Annotated in this window: 17 protein-coding genes and 1 pseudogene; 8 read left to right on the top strand and 10 right to left on the bottom strand. The window is 41.5% G+C overall.

Translation table 11 applies throughout. The annotated features are described in order from the left end of the window. Positions 1-69: 69 nt before the first annotated feature. Positions 70-4,362: a multifunctional 2',3'-cyclic-nucleotide 2'-phosphodiesterase/3'-nucleotidase/5'-nucleotidase gene (locus tag MHB41_RS03750; RefSeq protein ID WP_111927624.1), complete on the top strand. Its 4,293-nt coding sequence runs from the start codon at positions 70-72 to the stop codon at positions 4,360-4,362. A 38-nt stretch (positions 4,363-4,400) separates the two neighbouring features. Here MHB41_RS03750 and MHB41_RS03745 read toward each other — a convergent pair whose 3' ends face one another. The 7 genes from MHB41_RS03745 to MHB41_RS03715 form a co-directional block, all read right to left on the bottom strand. Continuing rightward, complete coding sequence (locus MHB41_RS03745; RefSeq protein WP_111927623.1) at positions 4,401-4,835, bottom strand: terpene synthase; 435 nt, start codon at positions 4,833-4,835, stop codon at positions 4,401-4,403. A gap of 65 nt (positions 4,836-4,900) precedes the next feature. Further along, a complete protein-coding gene (gene treR, locus MHB41_RS03740; RefSeq protein WP_061110564.1) occupies positions 4,901-5,629 on the bottom strand; it encodes a trehalose operon repressor in 729 nt (242 codons plus the stop codon). A gap of 19 nt (positions 5,630-5,648) precedes the next feature. Next, positions 5,649-7,349, bottom strand: a complete 1,701-nt coding sequence (gene treC / locus MHB41_RS03735; protein ID WP_342502606.1) for an alpha,alpha-phosphotrehalase — start codon at positions 7,347-7,349, stop codon at positions 5,649-5,651. Positions 7,350-7,364: 15 nt separating this feature from the next. After that, the gene (treP, locus tag MHB41_RS03730; protein WP_101676698.1) at positions 7,365-8,801 is read right to left on the bottom strand and encodes a PTS system trehalose-specific EIIBC component; all 1,437 of its coding nucleotides are present in this window, start codon (positions 8,799-8,801) and stop codon (positions 7,365-7,367) included. Positions 8,802-8,969: 168 nt separating this feature from the next. Then, a complete protein-coding gene (locus MHB41_RS03725) occupies positions 8,970-9,356 on the bottom strand; it encodes a DUF1992 domain-containing protein (RefSeq protein WP_041116179.1) in 387 nt (128 codons plus the stop codon). 179 nt (positions 9,357-9,535) lie between these two features. Then, the gene (locus MHB41_RS03720; protein WP_041116177.1) at positions 9,536-11,260 is read right to left on the bottom strand and encodes a methyl-accepting chemotaxis protein; all 1,725 of its coding nucleotides are present in this window, start codon (positions 11,258-11,260) and stop codon (positions 9,536-9,538) included. 31 nt (positions 11,261-11,291) lie between these two features. Continuing rightward, complete coding sequence (locus MHB41_RS03715) at positions 11,292-12,950, bottom strand: pyridoxal-dependent decarboxylase (protein ID WP_046314247.1); 1,659 nt, start codon at positions 12,948-12,950, stop codon at positions 11,292-11,294. 579 nt (positions 12,951-13,529) lie between these two features. Here MHB41_RS03715 and MHB41_RS03710 point away from each other — a divergent pair. Both MHB41_RS03710 and MHB41_RS03705 read left to right on the top strand, forming a co-directional pair. After that, entirely contained in the window at positions 13,530-15,512 is a 1,983-nt protein-coding gene (locus tag MHB41_RS03710; RefSeq protein WP_061110560.1) for an LTA synthase family protein, read from the top strand. 98 nt (positions 15,513-15,610) lie between these two features. Then, positions 15,611-16,198 carry a YjgB family protein gene (locus MHB41_RS03705; protein ID WP_061110559.1) on the top strand — a complete coding sequence of 196 codons (588 nt, stop codon included), beginning with the start codon at positions 15,611-15,613 and terminating at the stop codon, positions 16,196-16,198. A 44-nt stretch (positions 16,199-16,242) separates the two neighbouring features. Here MHB41_RS03705 and MHB41_RS03700 read toward each other — a convergent pair whose 3' ends face one another. Then, the gene (locus MHB41_RS03700; protein WP_024426621.1) at positions 16,243-16,746 is read right to left on the bottom strand and encodes a DoxX family protein; all 504 of its coding nucleotides are present in this window, start codon (positions 16,744-16,746) and stop codon (positions 16,243-16,245) included. A 195-nt stretch (positions 16,747-16,941) separates the two neighbouring features. Between MHB41_RS03700 and MHB41_RS03695 the strand changes: the two genes are divergently transcribed. Continuing rightward, entirely contained in the window at positions 16,942-17,700 is a 759-nt protein-coding gene (locus tag MHB41_RS03695; RefSeq protein ID WP_340899182.1) for a DUF817 domain-containing protein, read from the top strand. A gap of 18 nt (positions 17,701-17,718) precedes the next feature. On the opposite strand, the gene nagE is transcribed toward MHB41_RS03695, so the two are convergent. Beyond that, entirely contained in the window at positions 17,719-19,086 is a 1,368-nt protein-coding gene (gene nagE, locus MHB41_RS03690) for an N-acetylglucosamine-specific PTS transporter subunit IIBC (RefSeq protein ID WP_034283672.1), read from the bottom strand. A 188-nt stretch (positions 19,087-19,274) separates the two neighbouring features. Here nagE and map point away from each other — a divergent pair, with 188 nt between their 5' ends. From map to MHB41_RS03675, 3 genes are all read left to right on the top strand, one after another. After that, on the top strand, positions 19,275-20,024 hold the full coding sequence (gene map, locus MHB41_RS03685; protein WP_024424611.1) for a type I methionyl aminopeptidase: 750 nt from the start codon (positions 19,275-19,277) through the stop codon (positions 20,022-20,024). Between the two features lie 124 nt (positions 20,025-20,148). Next, positions 20,149-20,310: a hypothetical protein gene (locus MHB41_RS03680; protein WP_087976421.1), complete on the top strand. Its 162-nt coding sequence runs from the start codon at positions 20,149-20,151 to the stop codon at positions 20,308-20,310. Between the two features lie 134 nt (positions 20,311-20,444). Beyond that, positions 20,445-20,582, top strand: coding sequence for a YflJ family protein (locus MHB41_RS03675; RefSeq protein ID WP_064497716.1), 138 nt, complete (start codon positions 20,445-20,447; stop codon positions 20,580-20,582). 42 nt (positions 20,583-20,624) lie between these two features. Here MHB41_RS03675 and MHB41_RS03670 read toward each other — a convergent pair whose 3' ends face one another. Beyond that, a complete protein-coding gene (locus tag MHB41_RS03670; protein ID WP_034283671.1) occupies positions 20,625-21,275 on the bottom strand; it encodes an MOSC domain-containing protein in 651 nt (216 codons plus the stop codon). Between the two features lie 122 nt (positions 21,276-21,397). Between MHB41_RS03670 and MHB41_RS03665 the strand changes: the two are divergent. After that, positions 21,398-21,672, top strand: a pseudogene (locus tag MHB41_RS03665) (acylphosphatase). Positions 21,673-21,677 lie beyond the last annotated feature (5 nt).

Below are 21,677 nucleotides of genomic sequence, written 5' to 3'. Positions count from 1 at the left end.
CTACAAAAGTTAACGAAACATTTCTACAATAGGTATTGTGGTCAAAAAAATTAGAAAGGCGGAGATCAGGTGAAGAAGCAAGCACATAGGTCTAAACGAAGGAAAAACCTGTCTATTCTGCTCACTTCCATTATGATGATTAGTCTCATTCTCCCAGCAGTACCTACTCATGCAGCAATAGAAAACGGCGATGCCGTAAAAGTCAGCATCTTAGCCACAACGGATGTACATGCCAACATGATGAATTACGATTATTACAGCGACAAAGAAACAAATGAATTTGGTTTGGCAAAAACAGCCGAGCTGATAGAAAAGCACCGTTCACAAAATCCTAATACACTCCTTGTTGATAACGGAGACCTGATTCAAGGAACCCCTCTTGGAGAATACGTTTACAAAAATGAGAAAGACCGCATCATTAATCAAACAAAGGTTCACCCCATTATTCATACACTCAACAAACTAAAGTACGATGCAGGAACACTTGGCAATCATGAATTTAACTACGGATTATCATTTCTTGATGGTACCATTGCCGGCGCTAACTTCCCGATTGTCAATGCGAACGTCAAAAAGTTAAATGGAGAACACCGTTTTACGCCTTATGTGATCCAAGATAAAACCTTTAAAGATGCAAACGGAGCTTCACAAACTGTAAAAGTCGGTTACATAGGATTCGTTCCACCGCAAATTATGACGTGGGATAAGAAACATTTAGATGGACAAGTTCAAGTGCAGGATATCGTCGAATCTGCCAATGAAACCATTCCTGAAATGAAGGAAAAAGGGGCAGATATCATCATCGCTCTTGCCCATACAGGAATTGAAAAAACCGCTTCGCCTAAAGGGTCAGAAAATATGATCTTTGATCTTGCCACGAAAACAAAAGGCATCGATGCGATCGTGTCCGGCCACCAGCACGGCACATTCCCAAGCGCTGAATATAGCGGCGTCGACAAATTCGATGTCTCAAAAGGAACGATCAACGGCATTCCAGTCGTCATGTCAAAAAACTGGGGAAGCTACCTCGGAGTCATTGATTTAACATTAGAGCCTGACGGCAGCAAATGGAAGGTCACAGACGGAACAGGAAAGATTGAACCTGTTGCAGGAGTCACTTCTCAAAACAGCACTGTGAAAGATGCCATTCAAACAACGCATCAAAACACACTTGATTATGTGAGAAAACCTGTCGGTAAAACAGAAGCAGACATTAACAGCTTTTTTGCTCAAGTGATGGATGACCCCTCTATTCAAATTGTGACAGATGCACAAAAATGGTATGCACAAGAAAAAATGAAGGATACCGCGTACAAAAACTTACCGATTTTATCTGCAGGCGCCCCGTTTAAAGCCGGCGGTCGAAACGGTGTGAATTATTATACGAATATCGCAAAAGGTGATTTAGCGATTAAAAATATCGGCGATCTCTACCTTTACGATAACACCGTGCAGATTGTTAAACTCAAAGGCAGTGAAGTAAAAGACTGGCTCGAGATGTCTGCCGGACAGTTTAATCAAATCAAACCAAACGATTCAAATGAACAGCCTATTTTAAACGAAGAATACCGCTCGTATAACTTTGATGTGATCGATGGTGTCACCTATCAAGTCGATGTGACGCAGCCGGCTAAGTACAGCACAACAGGCACCCTTGTCAATGCAAATGCAAACCGCATCAAAAACCTGTCCTTCAACGGGAAACCAGTCTCTGACAATCAAGAATTTTTAGTCGTGACGAACAACTATCGAGCTTCTGGCGGCGGAGGCTTCCCGCATCTGACGCAAGATAAAGTGGTGCTAGCCTCAGCTGATGAGAACCGCCAAGTACTGATGGATTATATTATCGAACAAAAAACCATCAACCCAAGTGCGGATCAAAACTGGTCCATTGCACCAATCAAAGGCGCAACAGTCACATTCGAATCTTCTCTTATGGCTAAGCCGTTTGCTGAAAAATCAAGCAGCATAGACTTTGTTCGTAACGCCAGCACAGATGGTCTTGGCGTGTACAAGCTAGCCTTTAAAGAGGATGGCACAACAGAACCGCCTGCATCAGACAACTGGAATTTAACGGTGATGCATACAAACGATACACATGCACACCTTGATGATGCAGCAAGACGTGCAACAAAGATTAAAGAAGTTCGAGCCGAAAGCAAAAACAACATTTTATTAGATGCTGGAGACGTCTTCTCTGGTGACCTATATTTCACAAAATGGCAAGGACTTGCCGACCTAAAACTAATGAACTTAATGAAATATGATGCCATGACGTTTGGTAATCATGAATTTGACAAAGGTCCTTCTGTTCTTCGTCAATTCCTGACGGGTGATGCTTCAGATGTAGATGCGAAAAATCGTCACCAATTTGAAAAGCCTGCATTCCCGATTGTGTCATCAAACGTTGATGTCTCTAAGGAAAAACAATTGAGCGGCTTAGTGAAAAAGCCAGCGACATTTAAAGCTGGTGAGAAAAAAGAAGCTGGGATTTACCCATACATTCTGCTTGATGTAAACGGTGAAAAGGTGGCTGTATTCGGCTTAACCACTGAAGACACGGCCATTACATCCAGCAGCGGTCCTAACATTCAATTCAAGGATGCATACAAGAAAGCAAAAGAAACAGTTAACACGATTCAAACAGAAGAAAAAATCAACAAAATCATTGCTTTAACACACATTGGCTATAACCGTGACCTTGAGCTTGCTCAAAAAGTAGATGGTATTGATTTAATCATTGGCGGTCACACGCACACCCTTGTTGAAAAATTAAAGGTCGTCAATAAGAAAGAACCAACGATTGTCGCACAGGTAAAAGACTACGGACAATTTTTAGGAAAAGTAGACGTGGCCTTTAATCAAAAAGGAGTCGTACAGCCAAAGGAATCTTCTTTTGATCTCATCACCATCGATGACTCTGTCAAAGAAGATGCTGATGCAAAAGCGATCCTCGATCAGTACAAGGCAGATATTCAAGATTTAAAAACGGAAAAAGTCGGGTCTGCTGATGTCCTCTTAGATGGACAACGCGAGCATGTCCGTGCAAAGGAAACGAACCTTGGGAACTTTATTGCTGACGGCATGCTGAAGAAAGCACAAGAATCTGCTGGTGCTGATCTTGCCATCACAAACGGCGGCGGAATTCGAGGCAGCATTGAAAAAGGAGATATCACTTTAGGTGATATTTTAACGGTCATGCCATTTGGAAACACACTCTATGTCGCAGATTTAAAAGGCAGCCAAATTAAGAAAGCACTCGAACAAGGGCTTTCAGGCATTGAGGAAGGCGGCGGCGCATTCCCTCATGTAGCTGGCATTGAATATACGTTTACACTGAGTAAACCAGCTGGCAGCAGACTCATTGATGTCAAACTGAAAGACGAAAACGGCAAACTAACAGACATTGATGATAAGAAAACATACCGCGTGGCGACAAACGCATTTGTCGGCACAGGCGGAGATGGCTACAGTGTCTTTACAGAAGCCTCTCACGGCGAAGACTTAGGCTATGTTGACTATGAAATCTTCAAAGAGCAAATTGAACAGGCAGACGGCGGGCATATTTCTCCTGTCATCGATCACAGGGTGAAAGAAGTGTTCCTTCCGCGTGCGAAAGGAAAAAGCACCTATGACATTCAAGATGATGAGAAATTCCAAACGTATGTGCAGCATACAAACAAAGCATTGCTCTATTTAGACAAAGCGAGCGAAGCGAAAAACGTTCAATTGTCTCTATCAAAAGCACAGGTAGCCGAGCTGAAGAAAAGAGAGCAAGATCCAAACGTCACCATCTATCATGACAAAGTGGGACTCGCATTACCGCTCTCTAACTTGTCCGAGAAAAGCGCAGATATATGGATGACAAAGACGGATAAGGTGAAAAATGCATTAACGGATACGTATGATTTCCAAATCAAACAAGATCAGAAAAAGGTTTCTACCTTTAAAGATCCTGTCACACTATCCTTTACATTAGATGAGCCTCAAAAGGCGAAGAAACCTGGTGTATATTATGTAGACCGCAAGAAAAACCGTTATGCAAAAACAAGTAACGGATCGTTCGAAAATGGTGTCGTATCAGGTCAAACTGAACACTTCAGCGAATATACCGTACTCAACCAAAGCGGGGCAGCTGGAACAACGCCAGATCAAACTGGCGGAGACGGCGGTACATCAGCGCCAGGCGGAGGTACAGGTACAGATCCAAACCAAGATGGAACCGGACTCCCAGGCGGCACACTCCCGAATACAGCAACAATGATGTATACAGCTGTATTGATTGGCGTACTCATGCTTGCCTCAGGCGGTATCCTATATTACTACCAGCGCAAGCGTACAAGAAAAAATGTATCATCCTAAAAGAAAAGGACAGAGCCTATGCTCTGTCTTTTCTCATCTCAATCTTGGGATAAATAAATCCAATTGCGTTTATCAAATTGTTTCACCTCATCTGATCCTATATGACGCAGCATTCTATTGAAGAATGTGATGTCATCTTCATCATCGACGGCATATAAATCCTCTTGAACATAATCTCTTATAATAAAATTCGTTAAGTTTGTATTATTCACAAAGTCTGCAAAATAATCTTCTACAAGAGTTAAATCCTCTTCACTTAATTTTTCATCATTGATAATGGAAATATGAAAAACATTCAAATACGCTTGTATATCTTCTTCATCCATATAACATAAAGGTTCCAGCTTTCTGTCTTCTGCCGTAAACGGTTTTCGAGTATCTTCAATGATGACATAACATAAAATCTGCTGATCTTTCATCACACTGAATATTTCTAAATCTCTTAATTTTAATGGTCTATTTACTCTCATCATCTTTCCTCCAGAAAGTAGTGATCTATTCGTCATCTACTTTTCCCATAACCTGAAAAGGACAGAGCCTAGGCTCTGTCCGTTCTTTCTCTTCTAGCAAAATCGACGAATCTGAAGCGGTCTAATCGGTGACGGCTTTCTGTGTATTGAAATAGACTCGTATCCTCTAAGAACACATAATTTTTTACCACAACGACATGGTCAAATCCCTTCAAATCAAGGTACTTGGCGTCCTCTTCTGTACATGGCTCTACCACAAATTCTTTTTGAGCATAGCTGATCGATACACCGAGTTCTCCCTCAATATACTCGTAGATTGATCCTTCGCATATGTCTTTAGACAATACTTCGACATGCTTTTGCAAAAAGTAGTCCTTGTCTAAAATCACCTCTTCACCGCTAATATTGCGAGATCGAATGACTTTCCAGACGTCTGTCTGTTCATCAATTTTCAGCTGAGACTGAATATACTGATCCGGTTTGATTAAACCAAATTCATGAACTGTTGTGACCGTCTTTCGGCCAAGCGTTTGGGAAAGCTCTTTAAAGCTGACAAGACCTGAAACAGGAAACTGCATTTTCTCCCGATTCAGCAATACAGAACCTTTCCCGCGGATTTTTTGAATATAGCCATTTTGCACCAGAATATTTAATGCCTTTCTCACCGTCTCCCGGGACGTGTCGTACATGATAGAAAGTTCATGCTCTGATGGGAGGATGCCTTTATCCTGCCATTCACCTTGCTCAATTCGTCTTGCGAGCTGATCATAAATCACTCGAAACTTATTCTCTTTCATTTTCCCTCCGCCCCATTTTCTAGCGTTTGGTTAAATGATAAACGATTGACTCATATGGGCGCAACGTAAATCCCTTGATATGTGCCGGCACATCCTCATAATTGGATAACAGGACTTGCCCCTCCATCTCATCTACAGCCTGCACAAGCTCATCAGGAAGCGTAAAGTCCGCCTCCCCTGCATAAAAGTGGTTGATCACGAGGAGCTTCTCATTCTTGCTTTCTCTAACATAAGCAAAAATCTTTGGATCTTCTGCTAAAAGTAAGGAGAAGCTGCCATATGTGATCACATCAAGTTCTTTACGCAGTCTGCAAAGGGCTTGGTAATGATAGAAAATGGACGTCCGGTCTTTTAACGCAGCTTCGACCGAAATGTCGTTATCGGCTGGCTCAATCCAAGGCGTTCCTGTTGAGAAGCCTGCATTCTTCTCTGAGGTCCACTGCATTGGAGTTCTCGCATTATCTCTTGACTTGACCTTTAAAATGGCGAGTGCTTCTTCCTTTGATTTTCCCTTTTCAAGCATGACTTCGTACATATTGAGTGATTCGATATCACGGTAAGACGAAATGTCCTCAAAGCGAGGATTCTTCATGCCAATTTCCTCACCTTGATAAATATAAGGAGTCCCCTGCATCAGATGAATCGTGGTCGCCAGCATCTTCGCTGATTGCTGATGATACGTGTCATCATCACCATATCTTGAGACGATACGCGGCTGATCATGATTGCACCAGAACAGCGCATTCCAGCCGCCGCCCTCATGCATTTTCGTCTGCCATTCAGACAGAATCGACTTTAATTCTTGAAAATCAAATGGTGCGATCGCCCACTTTTCGCCGTTTGGATAATCCACCTTTAAATGATGGAAGTTAAACGTCATATCCAGCTCCTGCCGATCAGGTCTTGTATACCGAATGCAGTCTGCGATATTCGTTGAAGACATTTCTCCAACTGTCATGCTATCGTATTTCGAAAAAACCTCCTGGTTCATTTCATGCAGAAATTCATGAATTCTCGGCCCGTCCGTATAGTACATGCGGCCGTCGCCTTGCACAGATTGTCCGGCATCATCTAAGAAGCGCTGATCCTTTGAAATGTTGTTGATGACATCCAGCCTGAACCCATCAATTCCTTTTTCAAACCAAAAGTGCATGATGTCATATACTTTCCTGCGCACCTCATCCTTCTCCCAATTGAGATCCGCCTGAGTGACATCATATAAATGGAGATAATAATCTCCTGTTATTTCGTCTAGTTCCCAGGCTGGGCCGCCAAATTTCGACTGCCAATCGTTCGGAGGAGATCCGTCCGCTTTTGGCTCCTTCCAAATATAATAATCTCGGTAAGGGTTATCCTTTGACTCACGCGAGGCTTGAAACCACTCATGGAAAATGGATGTATGGTTAACGGCTAGATCCATGATGACTCGTATTCCTCTCTCATGCGCTTCCTTCAGCATGCGTTCAAAATCTGTCATTGTGCCGTACATGTCATGGATTTTTGTATAATCACTAATATCATAGCCGTTGTCATGCTGCGGGGACTCATACATTGGCGTGAGCCAAATACAATCCGCCCCAAGCTCTTTGATGTAATCAAGCTTTTTCGTCACGCCGTTGATATCCCCTGTACCAGAGCCCGTTGTATCTAAAAAGCTCTTCGGATAAATTTGATAGACCACCGCTTTTTTCCACCACGGTTCATTTGATTGCTGATTCAATTTCCTTCACCACCACTAGTTAAGTTCTTCTGAAAAATCCTTCTTCTTTTTTAGTTTTGCATATAAAAGAGTACCGATGAATGGGAGGATGAGTACAATCACCATTCCAATTGCAAATGCCCCCCAATATTTCGGGATAATGGAGAAGATTCCTGGAATGCCTCCAACACCAACTGAGCTTGCCAGCACCCCTTGAGAGGCGATAAACATACCGGCTAATCCTGAGCTGATCAGTGCAAAAATAAATGGGAATCGATAACGCAGGTTGACCCCAAACATCGCCGGTTCGGTAATTCCTAAATAAGCAGAAATACTTGATGTCAGCGAAAGTCCTTTTTGCTTTTCATCTTTTAAGACAAACATCATTGCCAGTGCAGCTGATCCTTGTGCGATATTGGACAGTGCAAGCATTGGCCATAGGAACGTGCCGTGCAGCTTTGAGTTAATCAATTGAATATCCACAGCGAGGAACGTATGATGCATTCCTGTAATGACTAATGCTGCATACAGTCCGCCATATAATAGACCGCCAAGTGCTGCGAATTGCTGGAATACAGCTACAAGTCCAGATGTTAAAACATTACCGATTGCAAAGGTAACAGGTCCAATGACGATAAATGATAAAAATCCAATGACTAATAACGTAATCGGTGCAACAACTAAAAGCTGAATACTTTCAGGTGTCCGTTTTGTAATAAATAATTCGAGCTTTGCAAGTAAATAAGAGGCAACGAGTATCGGAAGAACCTGTCCTTGATAGCCTACCTTCTGCACTTCAAGTCCAAACAAGTTCCAAACAGGAATGTCACCGGTCTTCTCAGCCGCTCCATAGCCCCATGCGTTTAACAAGTCTGGATGTACAAGCATTAGTCCAAGGACCATCCCTAAAAGCGGATTCCCCCCAAACCGCTTCACAGCTGACCAGCCAATTAATGCTGGCAGGAAGGTGAAGGCAGTGCCTGCAATTAAGTTGATCATATTCGCTAAATCAGCCCATGCCGGATACACATCCACAATCGATTTTTGATCGAAGAAAATATCAGGAGCTGTTAAAATATTGTTAATCCCCATTAATAAACCGGCTGTGACGATGGCAGGAAGAATCGGTATAAAGATATCCGCAAGCGTTTTCACAGCACGCTGCAATGGATTTAGTTTTTGATCAGAGGCACGCTTGACGTCCTCTTTTGTGGCTTCCCCAATCCCCGTCCTTTTGACCATTTCGGCATATACTCGATTGACGACCCCTTGGCCGATCACCACTTGGTATTGACCGTTCGCTGAGAAAGATCCCTTCACTTCTTCAATTTGTTCAAGTGCTTTCTCATCCACCTTACCTTCATCTTTCAGCACAAAGCGCAGCCTTGTCACACAATGTGTCGCTTGATCAATATTTTCTTTGCCGCCGATGGCTTTCACAATCTGATCTGCTGCTGCCTGATAATCAGCCATACTATCCCCTCCGAGATCGTTTTTTTATATAAGAAAAAAGAACCAAAAAACTTGTATATACATGTTTGATTATTATTTTATATTTGTATATACATGTAGTCAACAACAAAATGCAGCGCTTACATAAAAAAAGCCCCCTCAATGTGCTCAGGGAGAGGCAGCGTGTCATCATCTTTTTTTATGCTCCGTTAATTTCTCGTAGACCTTATTTTTATAAAAGGAGGAAGCTGGACGGGCAAAAGTTTGGCGCTTAGATGTAAGTTCATCCAGACGTTTTTGTTTTTCTTCACATATGAGAGACAGCTTTTTTCTCTCCTCTCCGTCTATACTGGAGCGAAGCAGCTCTTTGACAGTCATGAGTTCTTTTTTCAGCGCTGTTTCTTCCCCAGCAAATCCGGCATTTTTCATGATGCGGTAGCCCATTCTAAGTTCTTCTGGTACATGAGCAGCATCATCTTTTGGCAGAGGCTTCCCAAAGCCAGATAATCCTTCAAAAGCCCCGTTATCCATCGCTTTTTTGATCCGTTCTTCTGATAATCTCTGCGCAAAATCCATAGCGTTTCTCCTTTCGCCGCAAGTATTTGATTAAGCATAGCAAAAAAGCTGGCTCTCTCACAAGAGCCAGCTTCAGCATCTAGACAACCCCTCGCATTCGGTGTCTATCCTGCGCTCAGGTGCTCGTCCCTTCTTCGCTGAAAAGAGAAAAAGGGCTAAAATATTTTAGCCCTTTCTCGTTATTTATTGTCGACTTTGAAGGTTGAGACCATTTGTGCTAAGTCATCCGACATATCAGAGAGCTGTTCAATCGCACTTGAAATTTGCTGCATACCAGCACTTTGCTGTTCTGTTGCTGCCGCCACTTCTTGAGAGCTGGCTGCATGTTCTTCCGATACAACAGAAATTTGCTCAATCGATGTAGAAATCGTTTGATATGCTTTCTCAACTTGCTTAATAGAAGCAAGCAAATTGTTCGTTCTTCTTGAAAACTGGGACACACCGTCGTAAATCAAAGCGAAGTTTTGTGACGTGCCTTCCATTTGCTCACGTCCTTCTTCCACTGCTTTACTGCTTTCCTCTACGCTTTCAAGAACGCGCTGACTGTTTTCCTGTGTACCGATGACAAGGTCTGAAACGGTTTTAGCCGCATCCGCTGATTGCTCAGCTAACTTGCGCACCTCATCTGCCACAACAGCAAAGCCTTTTCCTTCTTCTCCAACACGTGCCGCTTCAATGGAAGCATTCAGTGCAAGCAGATTCGTTTGTGCTGAAATGTCTGTAATAATCGAGATGACACTTTCAATCTCCGTTGAATGAGATTGTAATTCTTCTGCTGCCTGCTTTGAGTTGGTCATCTTGTCATGTAGCATATTCAGATGATCAAGCACATGGTTCACTAATTTTTGACCAGATTCTGACTGCTCTTGTACGTTAGATGAAACAGATTTCATTTCATCAACTTCTTTTGTGACACCTTCGATTTGCGTATCGATCTCAGCAACGGATGTCGTACAATCCGTAATATTTGCGACAGAATCATTGATTCCTTCACTCATATTCGTCATGGCTTCTGATACTTGCTGCGCACTTTGACTCGATTCGTTCGTCACCGTACGAAGCTGTGAAGACATTTTCGACACTTCACTAGATGAGTGTGAGATTTTCGAAATGAGCTCTTTGATCCGCCCCTGCATCTTTTGGAAGGATGCGGCAAGCTGGCCGATCTCGTCTTTACTTTCAACCTCTACCACACCAGTTAAATCACCGTCAGCAATTCGGTTCGCTGATTCCATCAATGAACGTGCTGGTTTCGCAATTCTTCTTCCCATAAAGTATGAGAAGAGTAATCCACCGATGAGCACAATGGCAGATGCCACTGTGATATAGATCGTCAGCTTCTGCGTTGTTTGAGGCACGACAGACGCATCTAAATCAATGCCTAAAATCCCTGTCAGCTCACCGCCTGAATCCTTGATTGGCAAAAAGACTGATTTATGTGTACCAAATGAATCTTTGTAAATATCACTTTTGACCATTTTATCTTCAGAAAGAGCTTGTTTCATCTCATCTGAAAATGCATAATCCTGGTCAAAATCATTGTCTTCTCCAGTTAATACGATAATTCTTTCTTTACCGCCTTTATTAGATAACACGTATAAGTTCTCAAGCGTATGATCTTTTTGAAGCTCTGTGAATTTCGTTTTAATCTCGGCATAAATGGGATCATCCTTCCCGCTAATGCTGAGCACGTTTCCATCGATGTTATCGATTTCTTTTTTGGCAGTATCAATATCTGTTGTTAATCGATAATCAAATTGCTTTAATAACTGGGATGATAAATCCTGGCTCACTAGATAAAAGGTTAGAACGAATAATGCAACGGTTGCGAGTAATGTTACGGTAACGACTGACATGATTTTAGAGGATATCGTGTATCCTCCAAATTTCCTTTGTTTCGCCATTTTTTCCTACATCTCCACTCTCAGATTTGATTTAAGCATGTACATTTTCAAATTGTCCACAAACAGATGCAATCACATCTTTTAAATAAGATACGATATGAGGGATATGCTCTGGTAACGTATAAGGTGAGATGACAAAAAACTTACTAACACTTAGATAGAATTCTTGGCCTTCTTTCGAGTTGACAAGTAAAAACTTCGTTGTATCGCCAAAGAACATCTCATCTCTTTTCTCTCCAAGCTTTTCAAACAGCATTTTGTTCAATTCATTGTTCCGCTCAATTTCGATTGAAGTCGCTTCGCCAGAAATCTCTTCTTGAAAACGCGGTGAGCCGTCTAGGTAAATTCTAAATAATGTAGCCATTCCGACGTTGTCATCATTCACGACTTCTGCTTGCGGAATTTCCCGACTAAGTGCTTCTCTGAAGGCAAGGTTCACTTCTAAGAATTGACCAAGCAAGCGCTGATAGCCTTCAATCCCAAACGTTAACAGCACACTCAGCATACTGATCGAGCTTCCCATTCTTGAGCATTCCAGTGTATAACCCGTATGGTATTCCCCGTAGCCTCTATGGCCAACATATGGTGTCTCCTGTTCTTCCAGGTCCAAACGCTTTAAGTCAGCAGCGTTTTTCACTAGGAATAAACTGGATGTGTAAGGTGTTTGGCCAAGCTTTTGAAAATCAAAGCACATCGAGTCTGCAAGAGACAGATGCTGGAATTTCGCTTTGATTTCTTTTAGCATACGAAGAACACCGTCTGAGAATTGCAGCGGGTTTTCCGATACATCATACTCATTAAAGAAAGCAAAGAATCCACCCAGCGCCGAATCTGCATGAATATGCGGCACCTTCAGATCATACTTTTCAGCAATCGTTTCTGCTGTTTCACGTACCCCTTTTACATCATCAATTGCAATGGCATCTGTTGTTCCGGTTGTTGCAACAATATAAACGGGAATCCCGCCACCCTGTGCAACACGTTCCATTTGACAACGCAAATCTTCCATATCCATTGAATGATCTTTATTCGTCTTAATTCTGATTAAGTTGTTTGTGCCAAGTCCTGTTGCTTCCATTGACTTAAATAGGCTGTAATGTGCAGCATCAGAACAAAACGCATAAAGATTTTGCGGAACTCCTTTTCGCAGTGACTCCGGCGCAGCTTTTGCGATCGCTAAACGAAGTCCTGAAAAAATCGCTCCTTGACCTCCCCATGTTGTGTATCCCCCGCTCACATTTGGATCATATCCGATGAGCTTAGACATCATTGAGACCACTCTGACCTCAGCTTCCGCACCTGCTGGTCCATAAACATCCCATAGGTTGTTTCCGTTTACCAGCATCGCTGTCAGCATGCCTAAAATTCCTGGTGTACTTGCCATTGGCAAAATGTTCGTGAAGAAATACTTGGTGTGGTATGGATGGTTATGTAAAAGCTTCAGTAATTCTTCATTCACAAGTTCCGCTTGCTGGCCGTTCATCGGAATTTGACTTGTTTCAGTGAGCTTTTTGTAAAAGTCCTCCCCACGATTCTTTTCACCTTTAAGGTGTGCACGGTTGGGATCTTTCAGGTCATCGACCCCTGAAATGATCTGCTCCATCAATTTGATGAGTTCTTTACGCTCTCCTGCATTTCCGTCCTCACTCGGAAACCAGTTCTGAACGAGGTTCTCTGCTCGTACAGTCATATACTATCAATCCTTTCAATGGAAGATTTCCTGTCACTGTCTATATCGACCCCAATTCAGAAGTTTATAGTCTCAATATGTTCACTTAAGTATATTTAGATAATTTGTTCACTTATTAAAATAAATAAAACCCTTAAAAAACACATGAAAACCATTATTTTCGTGAAACACAAAAATATATTGATATATTGTTCGAGAGGGATTTTTATCCATCGCTTTGTTCCATTCCATGGCTCATTTTTTTTGCTTAACCTGCATAAACATTAAGAAACAATGGAAATACTCTCTAAATGACCATTGTAGAAATCAAATTAATTCTTTAGACTTGTGTCTTTTTACCTGTTTTATTGATATAGCAACTGGAAAATTACTGAATTTTCTGTCAATAATAGGTCGATTTTCATAAAAAGTTTTTCGATGGGCGAATATTTTCATTTTCTCTCCTTTTATTGCTCGGACAGGCTTCCAAAGGCTCTTCACTGGTTATGACTTTTCTATTTGTGCATTTCGTGGTATATTCTAATGGTTCGTTTTCTTTCGTTCCGCCTCTTCCGTTTAACGGAGAAAAGGAGTGTTTATATGAAAACATTTATTCAAAAAAGAGGTCTCGGCTTCTTTCTGATTGCAGCCGTCTTACTATGGCTCAAAACGTATTCAGCGTATTTAATCGAATTTAAACTTGGTATATCAAATGTGCTTCAGCATATTTTGCTTTTCGTGAATCCTATTAGCTCCAGCTTGTTCTTTCTTGGCTTTGCTTTATTGTTCAAGAAAAAATGGCAGTCTGCCGCTATCATTGTGATTCACTTTTTCATGTCTTTTTTACTATACGCAAACATCGTGTACTATCGATTCTTCAATGACTTTATCACGCTGCCTACAGTGATGCAGGCAGGAACGAATGGCGGACAATTAGGTGATAGTGCATTTTCACTCATGCGTTGGACTGATGTGTTTTACTTTATTGATACAATCATTTTGATCGTACTTGCAGTCCGCATGAAAAGGCAGCAGCAAACAAGTACAGCCACTGTACCTGTTCAAAAGTCAAAATCGTTTAGACTCGTCCTTGTGTCCTCTGTTGTGATCTTTGTTTTAAACTTAGTGGCTGCAGAGATCGATCGTCCAGAGCTTTTATCAAGATCGTTCGACCGCAATTATTTAGTTAAATATTTAGGCGCTTATAACTTTACTGTGTTTGATGCCATTCAAAATGTAAAATCAAACAGCCAGCGTGCTCTGGCAAATTCAAATGACGTGACAGATGTAGAGAACTATTTAAAAGCGAACAGCGCTGATCCTAACCCTGCTTATTACGGGAAAGCGAAAGGCATGAACGTCATTACAATTTCTCTTGAATCTCTGCAAAACTTTGTCATTGATTATAAGGTCAATGGAAAAGAAGTAACGCCATTCCTTAATTCATTGGCACACGACAACAAAACGTTTTACTTTGATAACTTCTTCCATCAAACAGGACAGGGAAAAACGTCTGATGCTGAATTTATGATGGATACTGGGTTATTCCCATTATCACAGGGCTCTGTTTTTATTAACAAGGCGCAAAACACATATCAAGCACTTCCTGGTATTTTGAAGAAGGATCAATATACGTCAGCAGAATTCCATGGAAATACGAAAACCTTCTGGAACCGTAATGAAATGTTTAAATCCTTTGGATATGACAGATTTTACGATTCTGAGTACTACGATATGAACGAGCAGGATACGAAGAACTATGGACTGAAAGACAAACCGTTCTTCAAAGAATCGATGCCAATTCTTAAAAACATGAAGCAGCCGTTTTATTCGAAATTCATTACCTTATCGAACCATTTCCCATTTGGAATGGATGAAGGTGATACTGATTTCGAGCCTGGTGATTTCGGTGACTCTGTCGTCGATAACTACTTCCAATCGGCTCATTATTTAGATGAAGCGATTGAACAGTTCTTCAACGATTTGAAAAAGTCAGGTCTCTATGACAATACCGTCGTTATTATGTACGGAGATCATTACGGTATTTCTGAAAATCATAATGAAGCGATGGAAAAAGTGACAGGGCAAAAAATTGGAGATTATGAAAATGCGCAGCTCATGCGTGTGCCGCTCTTTATCCATGTTCCTGGCGTAAAAGGCGGACAGATTCATAAATACTCTGGTGAAGTCGATGTCGCACCAACTCTTCTGCACCTGCTTGGCGATGATACGAAGAACTATTTAATGTCTGGTTCTGATATCTTATCGAAGAACTTTAAAGAGCTTGTGCCATTTAGAAACGGTGACTTCGTGTCTAAGGACTACACGAAAGTAGGCAATAACTATTACAGCAACAAAACAGGCGAGAAAATCGAGCCAACTGACAAGGCATCGCAAGAAAATGAAACGGTGAAAAAGATGCTGGAGACATCTGATAAGATTGTCACCGAAGATTTACTCCGTTTCTACAAGCCTAAAGGCTTTACACCAATTGACCGCAACGATTATGACTATACAAAGAAAGTACAGGATGAAAAGGATTCCTCTTCCGCCAAAGATGAATCCAGCTCTTCTTCAAAATAACGTTCTCATGCTAAGAACCAGCCGATCCTTGATCAGCTGGTTCTTTTCACGTTTGATCATGATGGCCCCGGGTATAGGAGAAGAAGGAGGGATTTATCATGAAGAAAACAGCAGCTTTTGTCGTAACTGCCTCACTTGCTTCATCGGCCCTATTCGGTTTCAGCCCTGCGGTCTCAGCACACGCCATGATTAAACCAGCAGCAGAGCAATCCATTCCTCAAGGTCCAAAAGCCGCGCTTAACAGCATTTATAAGCTGGCACATAAAGGACAAATGCCCTACTATGCGAAGGGACTGAAAATAGGCATTCAAACAAAAAAAGACGTTCATCATCAGCTCGGACATCCATATCCAGAAACAGGTCAAAGCAGCTTTGATTTGTATCATGCTGAAATGGGGAATCCTGGATTTGCTTTTCACTATGATGCGAAAGGCAAAATTGATGAAATCCGTTATTTCGGTACAAATGTAGAAAAAGAAACAAATATCGGCGGTATGACCCCTTCGTTACTAAAGAAACAGCTTGGACCAGCGGATTCAGTGAGTACCATTCCGCAGACAAAAGAGAAAAAATATGTGTATCGAACCGGTGATTATGAACTCGAATTTATCGTAGGCCATGATCCAGATATGAGTCAGCATGAGCTCACCGTCCTGCATATCAACCTCATTAAAGCCGATTCTTAAATAAAAAAGCATCCTGAGCGTTTACTCAGGATGCTTTTCTTTTATTATGATGCCACTTCTAATTGCGGCTTTCTTTTCAATTTTCGTTTGAGGACTGGACCTGCTACATAATCAAGACCAAGTTTTCCGGCATTTCCTTTCGCTGCCATGATGAAGACTGCGATCAGAAGAAGCAGCGGGTTCACAGAGACAGTTCCAGCTAATAAGAAAGAGACATTCATCACGCTTCCAAAAAAGGCTGCCGTTGTTGTAAACAATCCAACAATTAATCCTAGGCCTACTAAGATTTCTCCCCACATGACCATGGCACTGAATAGTCCGGCATTTGGCAAAGCGACATTTTCTAAAAACCATACATAGAACGGATACACTAGATGACCATCTTTGACGACAGGTTCAGATATTGCAAATTGCAAATAGCCTGACGCATCAAATCCACCTGTTAGTTTTCCAATACCAGATGTCAGCCAAGTCCATCCGATATAAAGTCTTGCTGCCAAAAGGATAACGGCTGCCCATACATTCGTTTGTAAGAATTTTGTAAACATGATGATGCCTCCTTTTAAATTATGTGAAATATTTCACATTTTCTTTATGATCTTATTATACTATGCTATATCTAATTTGTGATCTTTTTCACATATATATTCACAAATTGTTCATGAATATCTAGTTGAGGTAAACTTTTCCCTTGCTAAAACCGTCTAAGTCATTTCAGACAGTAAAAAGGGGTTTAATTTTGTATGAAAACACTATTTCATTTTGCTTATTTACAAGCCATCTCATGTCTATTTCCCGTCATGATCTTTGCGGCGCTTGCCCTATCAAAGACGGTGTCTATTCCTTTTCTTCACCGGTATGATTTCATTCTACTGCTTTGCATCGCAGCTCAGATCCTGATGCTGACGCTGCGGCTGGAGACTTGGGCGGAGCTAAAGGTCATTTGTCTATTTCATCTCATAGGAATCTGTTTAGAAGTGTATAAAGTACATATGGGCTCTTGGTCCTACCCTGAAGAAGCTTATACAAAAATATTTGGGGTTCCACTTTATAGCGGCTTTATGTATGCGAGTGTGGCTAGTTATATTTATCAGGCACTTTCACGACTTCATGTAAAAGTGGCCGACTGGCCTCATCCATTTCTTTCAATTGGCATCAGTTTGTGCATTTATCTCAATTTCTTTACGCATCACTGGCTCTATGATGTCAGGTGGTGGCTGACATGTCTGCTTGTTGTTGTGTTTCGGAAAACGTCGGTTTCGTTTCAGGTTGGTCCATCTTCCTTTCGAATGCCGCTTGTTGTTTCATTTCTCCTGATTGGCTTTTTTATTTGGATGGCCGAAAATGTCACGACCTTTTTAGGCGCATGGCAATATCCAAATCAGCAGCATGCTTGGTCTCTCGTCCATCTTGGTAAAATCAGTTCGTGGTTTTTACTTGTTGTCATCAGCATTGTACTGGTGATCGAACAGCGTAAACAAAAAAACGTTCAGCCCATTTGACCTGGCTGAACGTTTTTTTTAATCTCGATCGACTTCCTTACGGAGATCATCTGCGACAAATTCTACATTCGTTCCAATGATGATTTGTACGGTTGTTTTTCCAGAAGTCAGGACCCCTTTGGCACCTGCTTTTTTCAATGTACCTTCATTTAATAAATTTGTATCCTCTACTGTTAAGCGAAGACGTGTGGCACAATGATCAATCGTGGTGATATTGTCTTTGCCGCCAAGTCCCTCTACGAGCATACTCGCTCCTCCTGCCGTCACCGTATCATCCGCTGCGATATCTTCCATGTCATCATCTTCCCTGCCTGGTGTTTTCAGCTTTAATAGTTTAATGAGGAAATAGAAAACGACAAAGTACACGACGCCATAAATGATTCCTACTACAAGAAGCAAGATCGGTTTTTGCGCAATTCCGAAGCTTAAGACGTAATCAATCGCACCTGCTGAAAAGGCAAAGCCGCTATGAATCCCAAGAGTGTTTACAATAAAAAGCGAAAGCCCCGTCAAAATAGCATGGACACCATATAAAAGTGGAGATAAAAACATAAAAGAAAATTCAATTGGTTCAGTGATCCCTGTTATAAATGATGTAAGTGCCATCCCAATCATCAGACCAGCTGTTGCTTTTCGCTTCTCAGGTTTTGCAGTTACAACCATGGCTAGACATGCCGCTGGCAGACCAAACATCATCACTGGGAAGAATCCGGTCATAAAGACACCCGCGCTTGGATCTCCTTTAAAGAATCGCGCTAAATCCCCTGTTGCACCGCTGAATTCCCCGAATTGAAACCAAAATAAGTTATTCAAGACATGGTGAAGTCCTAATGGAATGAGCAATCGGTTAAAGAAACCAAACAGCCCTGCACCTGTTGCACCAAGACTTAAAATCCATTCTCCTAAATCATTGATTACACTTTGAATCGGCGGCCATACATATCCGAAAACGGCTGCTAATAGAATGGTGAAAAGTGCGGTCATAATAGGCACAAGCCGCCTTCCGCTAAAGAAACCTAAGTATTCCGGCAGTTTCGTATCCTTAAATTTATTGTAAACATAACCTGCCAAAAGCCCGCATAAAATACCGCCCAATACCCCCATATTGTTGGTTGAGTTAATCGACGTTGTACCGGCTGACAAAATAAAATAAGAGATCGCTCCTGATAATGCCGCTGCCCCGTTCCCATCCTTTGAAATACCAATCGCTACACCCATTGCAAAAATTAAAGCCAAGTTCGCAAAAATTGCATTCCCTGCCGCATGAATAAACGGGATATTGAATACATCCTCCCGCCCAATGGCCAAAATAATCCCTGCTGCTGGAAGTACAGCGATTGGAAGCATAAATGATTTTCCTAGCTTTTGAAAAAACTGAAACACCATCTGATTTCCCCCCTTTGTCATCATCATGACCAAAATCATTCATGATGTTCATAAAAAATATATCATATGCACGTCTAGTTATCTATACCAATTTGTCCACATCCATTTGAATTCCGCTCTTTACTCTTTTTGCGTAAAATGTGGTAAGCTATTGAATAGAATGAAGATATAGAAAGCGGGAATGAACAGTGATTGTCAAACATGATCATGAGTTAGAAGCCTTAAAAAAAGTCGGCCGAATTGTCGCTTTGGCAAGAGAAGAAATGAAAAGCCAAGCGAAACCAGGCATGTCTACAAAAGAATTAGATTTGATTGGGAAAAAAATATTAGAAGAGCACGGTGCCAATTCAGCACCTGAAAAGGAATATGACTTTCCTGGTACCACTTGTATCAGCGTAAACGATGAAGTTGCACACGGTATCCCTAGTGAAAAAACCATTTTACAAGAGGGAGACCTCGTGAACATTGATATCTCAGCAGAGCTTGACGGATATTATTCCGATACAGGTATTTCATTCGTTTTAGGAACAGGTGATGCTCGTCTTGAAGCATTATGTAAGTGTGCGGAGGATGCGTTCCTTGAAGGATTAAAGCATGCAAAAGCCGGTAAAAGACAAAACCAAATTGGCCGCGCGGTCTACAATACAGCGAAAGAACAAGGATTTACTGTCATTAAAAACCTGACAGGACACGGCATTGGGAAGAATCTGCATGAAGCACCCAACCATATTTTGAACTACTATGATCCATTCGATAATGCTTTGTTTAAAAATGGCACAGTCATTGCCTTTGAACCTTTCATTTCAACAAATGCTGAATCGATTTATCAGGCTGATGATGGCTGGACATTTAAAACACCAGATAAAAGTCTAGTGGCACAGATTGAACATACGATTGTGATTACTAAAGACGAACCGATTATTTTAACAAAGCTGTAAGCCAAGCGAGTCCCCTCCTTCACAGGTGGGGATTTTTTCATGCCCGTTTCACGAATCTGTCACGACTAAACAAAAAAGCCTGTGGTAAAATAGGCAAAGATATGCGAAAGGGGTCTTATTTGATATGTGGTTCATCATCATAGGTGTTATCTTTTTCATCGAAAGTATTATCTTAACGGTTGTAGGGATTAAGAAAAAACAATCCATGATGACCTATCTTGGTGTTATCATCATGATTATGACGGTCGGCATGATCCTCGTTACCCTCAACCCGCCAAATTCATAAATCAATATTTCCAGCATATACATGGATCATAGGCAGATAGAATCAGTTTTCATTTCTTGACACCTGCACGCTTTTCACCTTCTTTTTTGAGATGTTACAATGCAGGCAGTTTCAATTGAAAGGAGTTTTCTATCATGCATTATGGTAGCAAAGGCTGGTATGTCGAAGAATTAAAGAAGCTTGGTGTGACCAAGCATGAAGGAAGAAAGCTTCAAAGCTTAAAAACATATTTCCTTGCAAATCTTCTTGAGCAAAAGAAACGCAGCTCATAAGCTTAGAAAAGCCGCACATCTTAAGCTGATGTACGGCTTTTTTTAAATGTGCTGAATTCGTTTTTCTAAAGACTTCCTGACCACATCTGCTAAGGCATCTACTTCAAGAACGGCTTTCAGTCTCTCTGGACTTGTTTGTCGATATTTGACTTCATTGACCTCATGGACCGTAATGTGATGGGACGCTTTTTCTACTAGTACTAGCGATGCATCAGGCGGCACCATGCCTTCTTTCAATACACGTAAATAAAAGCCTGTATACCCTGTTTTTTGCACTTCCTTTACAAGCTTCATGTTGCCATGCTTAAGAGACAATTTCACACAAGGCTGTCTTGGCTGGCTCACCTCAACAAATGCATCCCCAAGCTGAAACACATCGCCAATATGCACATTCGTTTCAACTAGCTGGCGTACTGTTACATTCTCGCCAAAGGCAGCTTCCTGTAATGGAACCCCTAAAAATTGTTCAAAGTGAGCATAATGATCATACGGAAAGACGCAGACGGCTTTATCATAACCCCCATGATGAACCAAATCCCCCTGACCATCTCCTTCAAAATTGACCTGACTTAAATACACAGGCTCATGAATGCGCCTTTTGTTGATGGCTGTTTTGATTTCTTTTCCATTCGCATAGGTAATGATAGGTTGTCCTACTTGGATTCCTTCTATGTCGTATCTCTTTTGTCCCACGATGGCCATCTCCTTTGGTTGTCTACTGGCTTTTATTTTACATCGTTTGACAATCAAATCATAGTCGAGGCGTGAAGATCAGATGCAGGCTATGGTACGATGTGAAAAAAGGAGTGATGATCATGATTCATTATCACGCCATTGTAAAAGGACGTGTGCAAGGAGTCGGCTTTCGTTATTTTGTTCAGGGAGAAGCTGTCAATCGTGGAATGAAAGGCTGGGTAGGGTACGCAACACAGATGAAGGTCATGTCGAGTTAAAGGTAGAGGGTGAGCAGCAGAAAGTGATTGATTTCTTAGAGACTGTCCGGAAAGGAAGTCCTTTTTCAAAAGTCACCGACATGCAAATGGAGCCGCTCACTGAGCTGGCTCATTATCAGGATTTTCGAATAAGATAATAAAA

The sequence above is a fragment of the Bacillus sp. FSL H7-0578 genome (assembly GCF_038630855.1).
Taxonomy (GTDB): domain Bacteria; phylum Bacillota; class Bacilli; order Bacillales; family Bacillaceae; genus Bacillus; species Bacillus safensis.
Note: the sequence above shows the minus strand (reverse complement) of the source record. Positions and strands in the feature narration are given on the sequence as shown.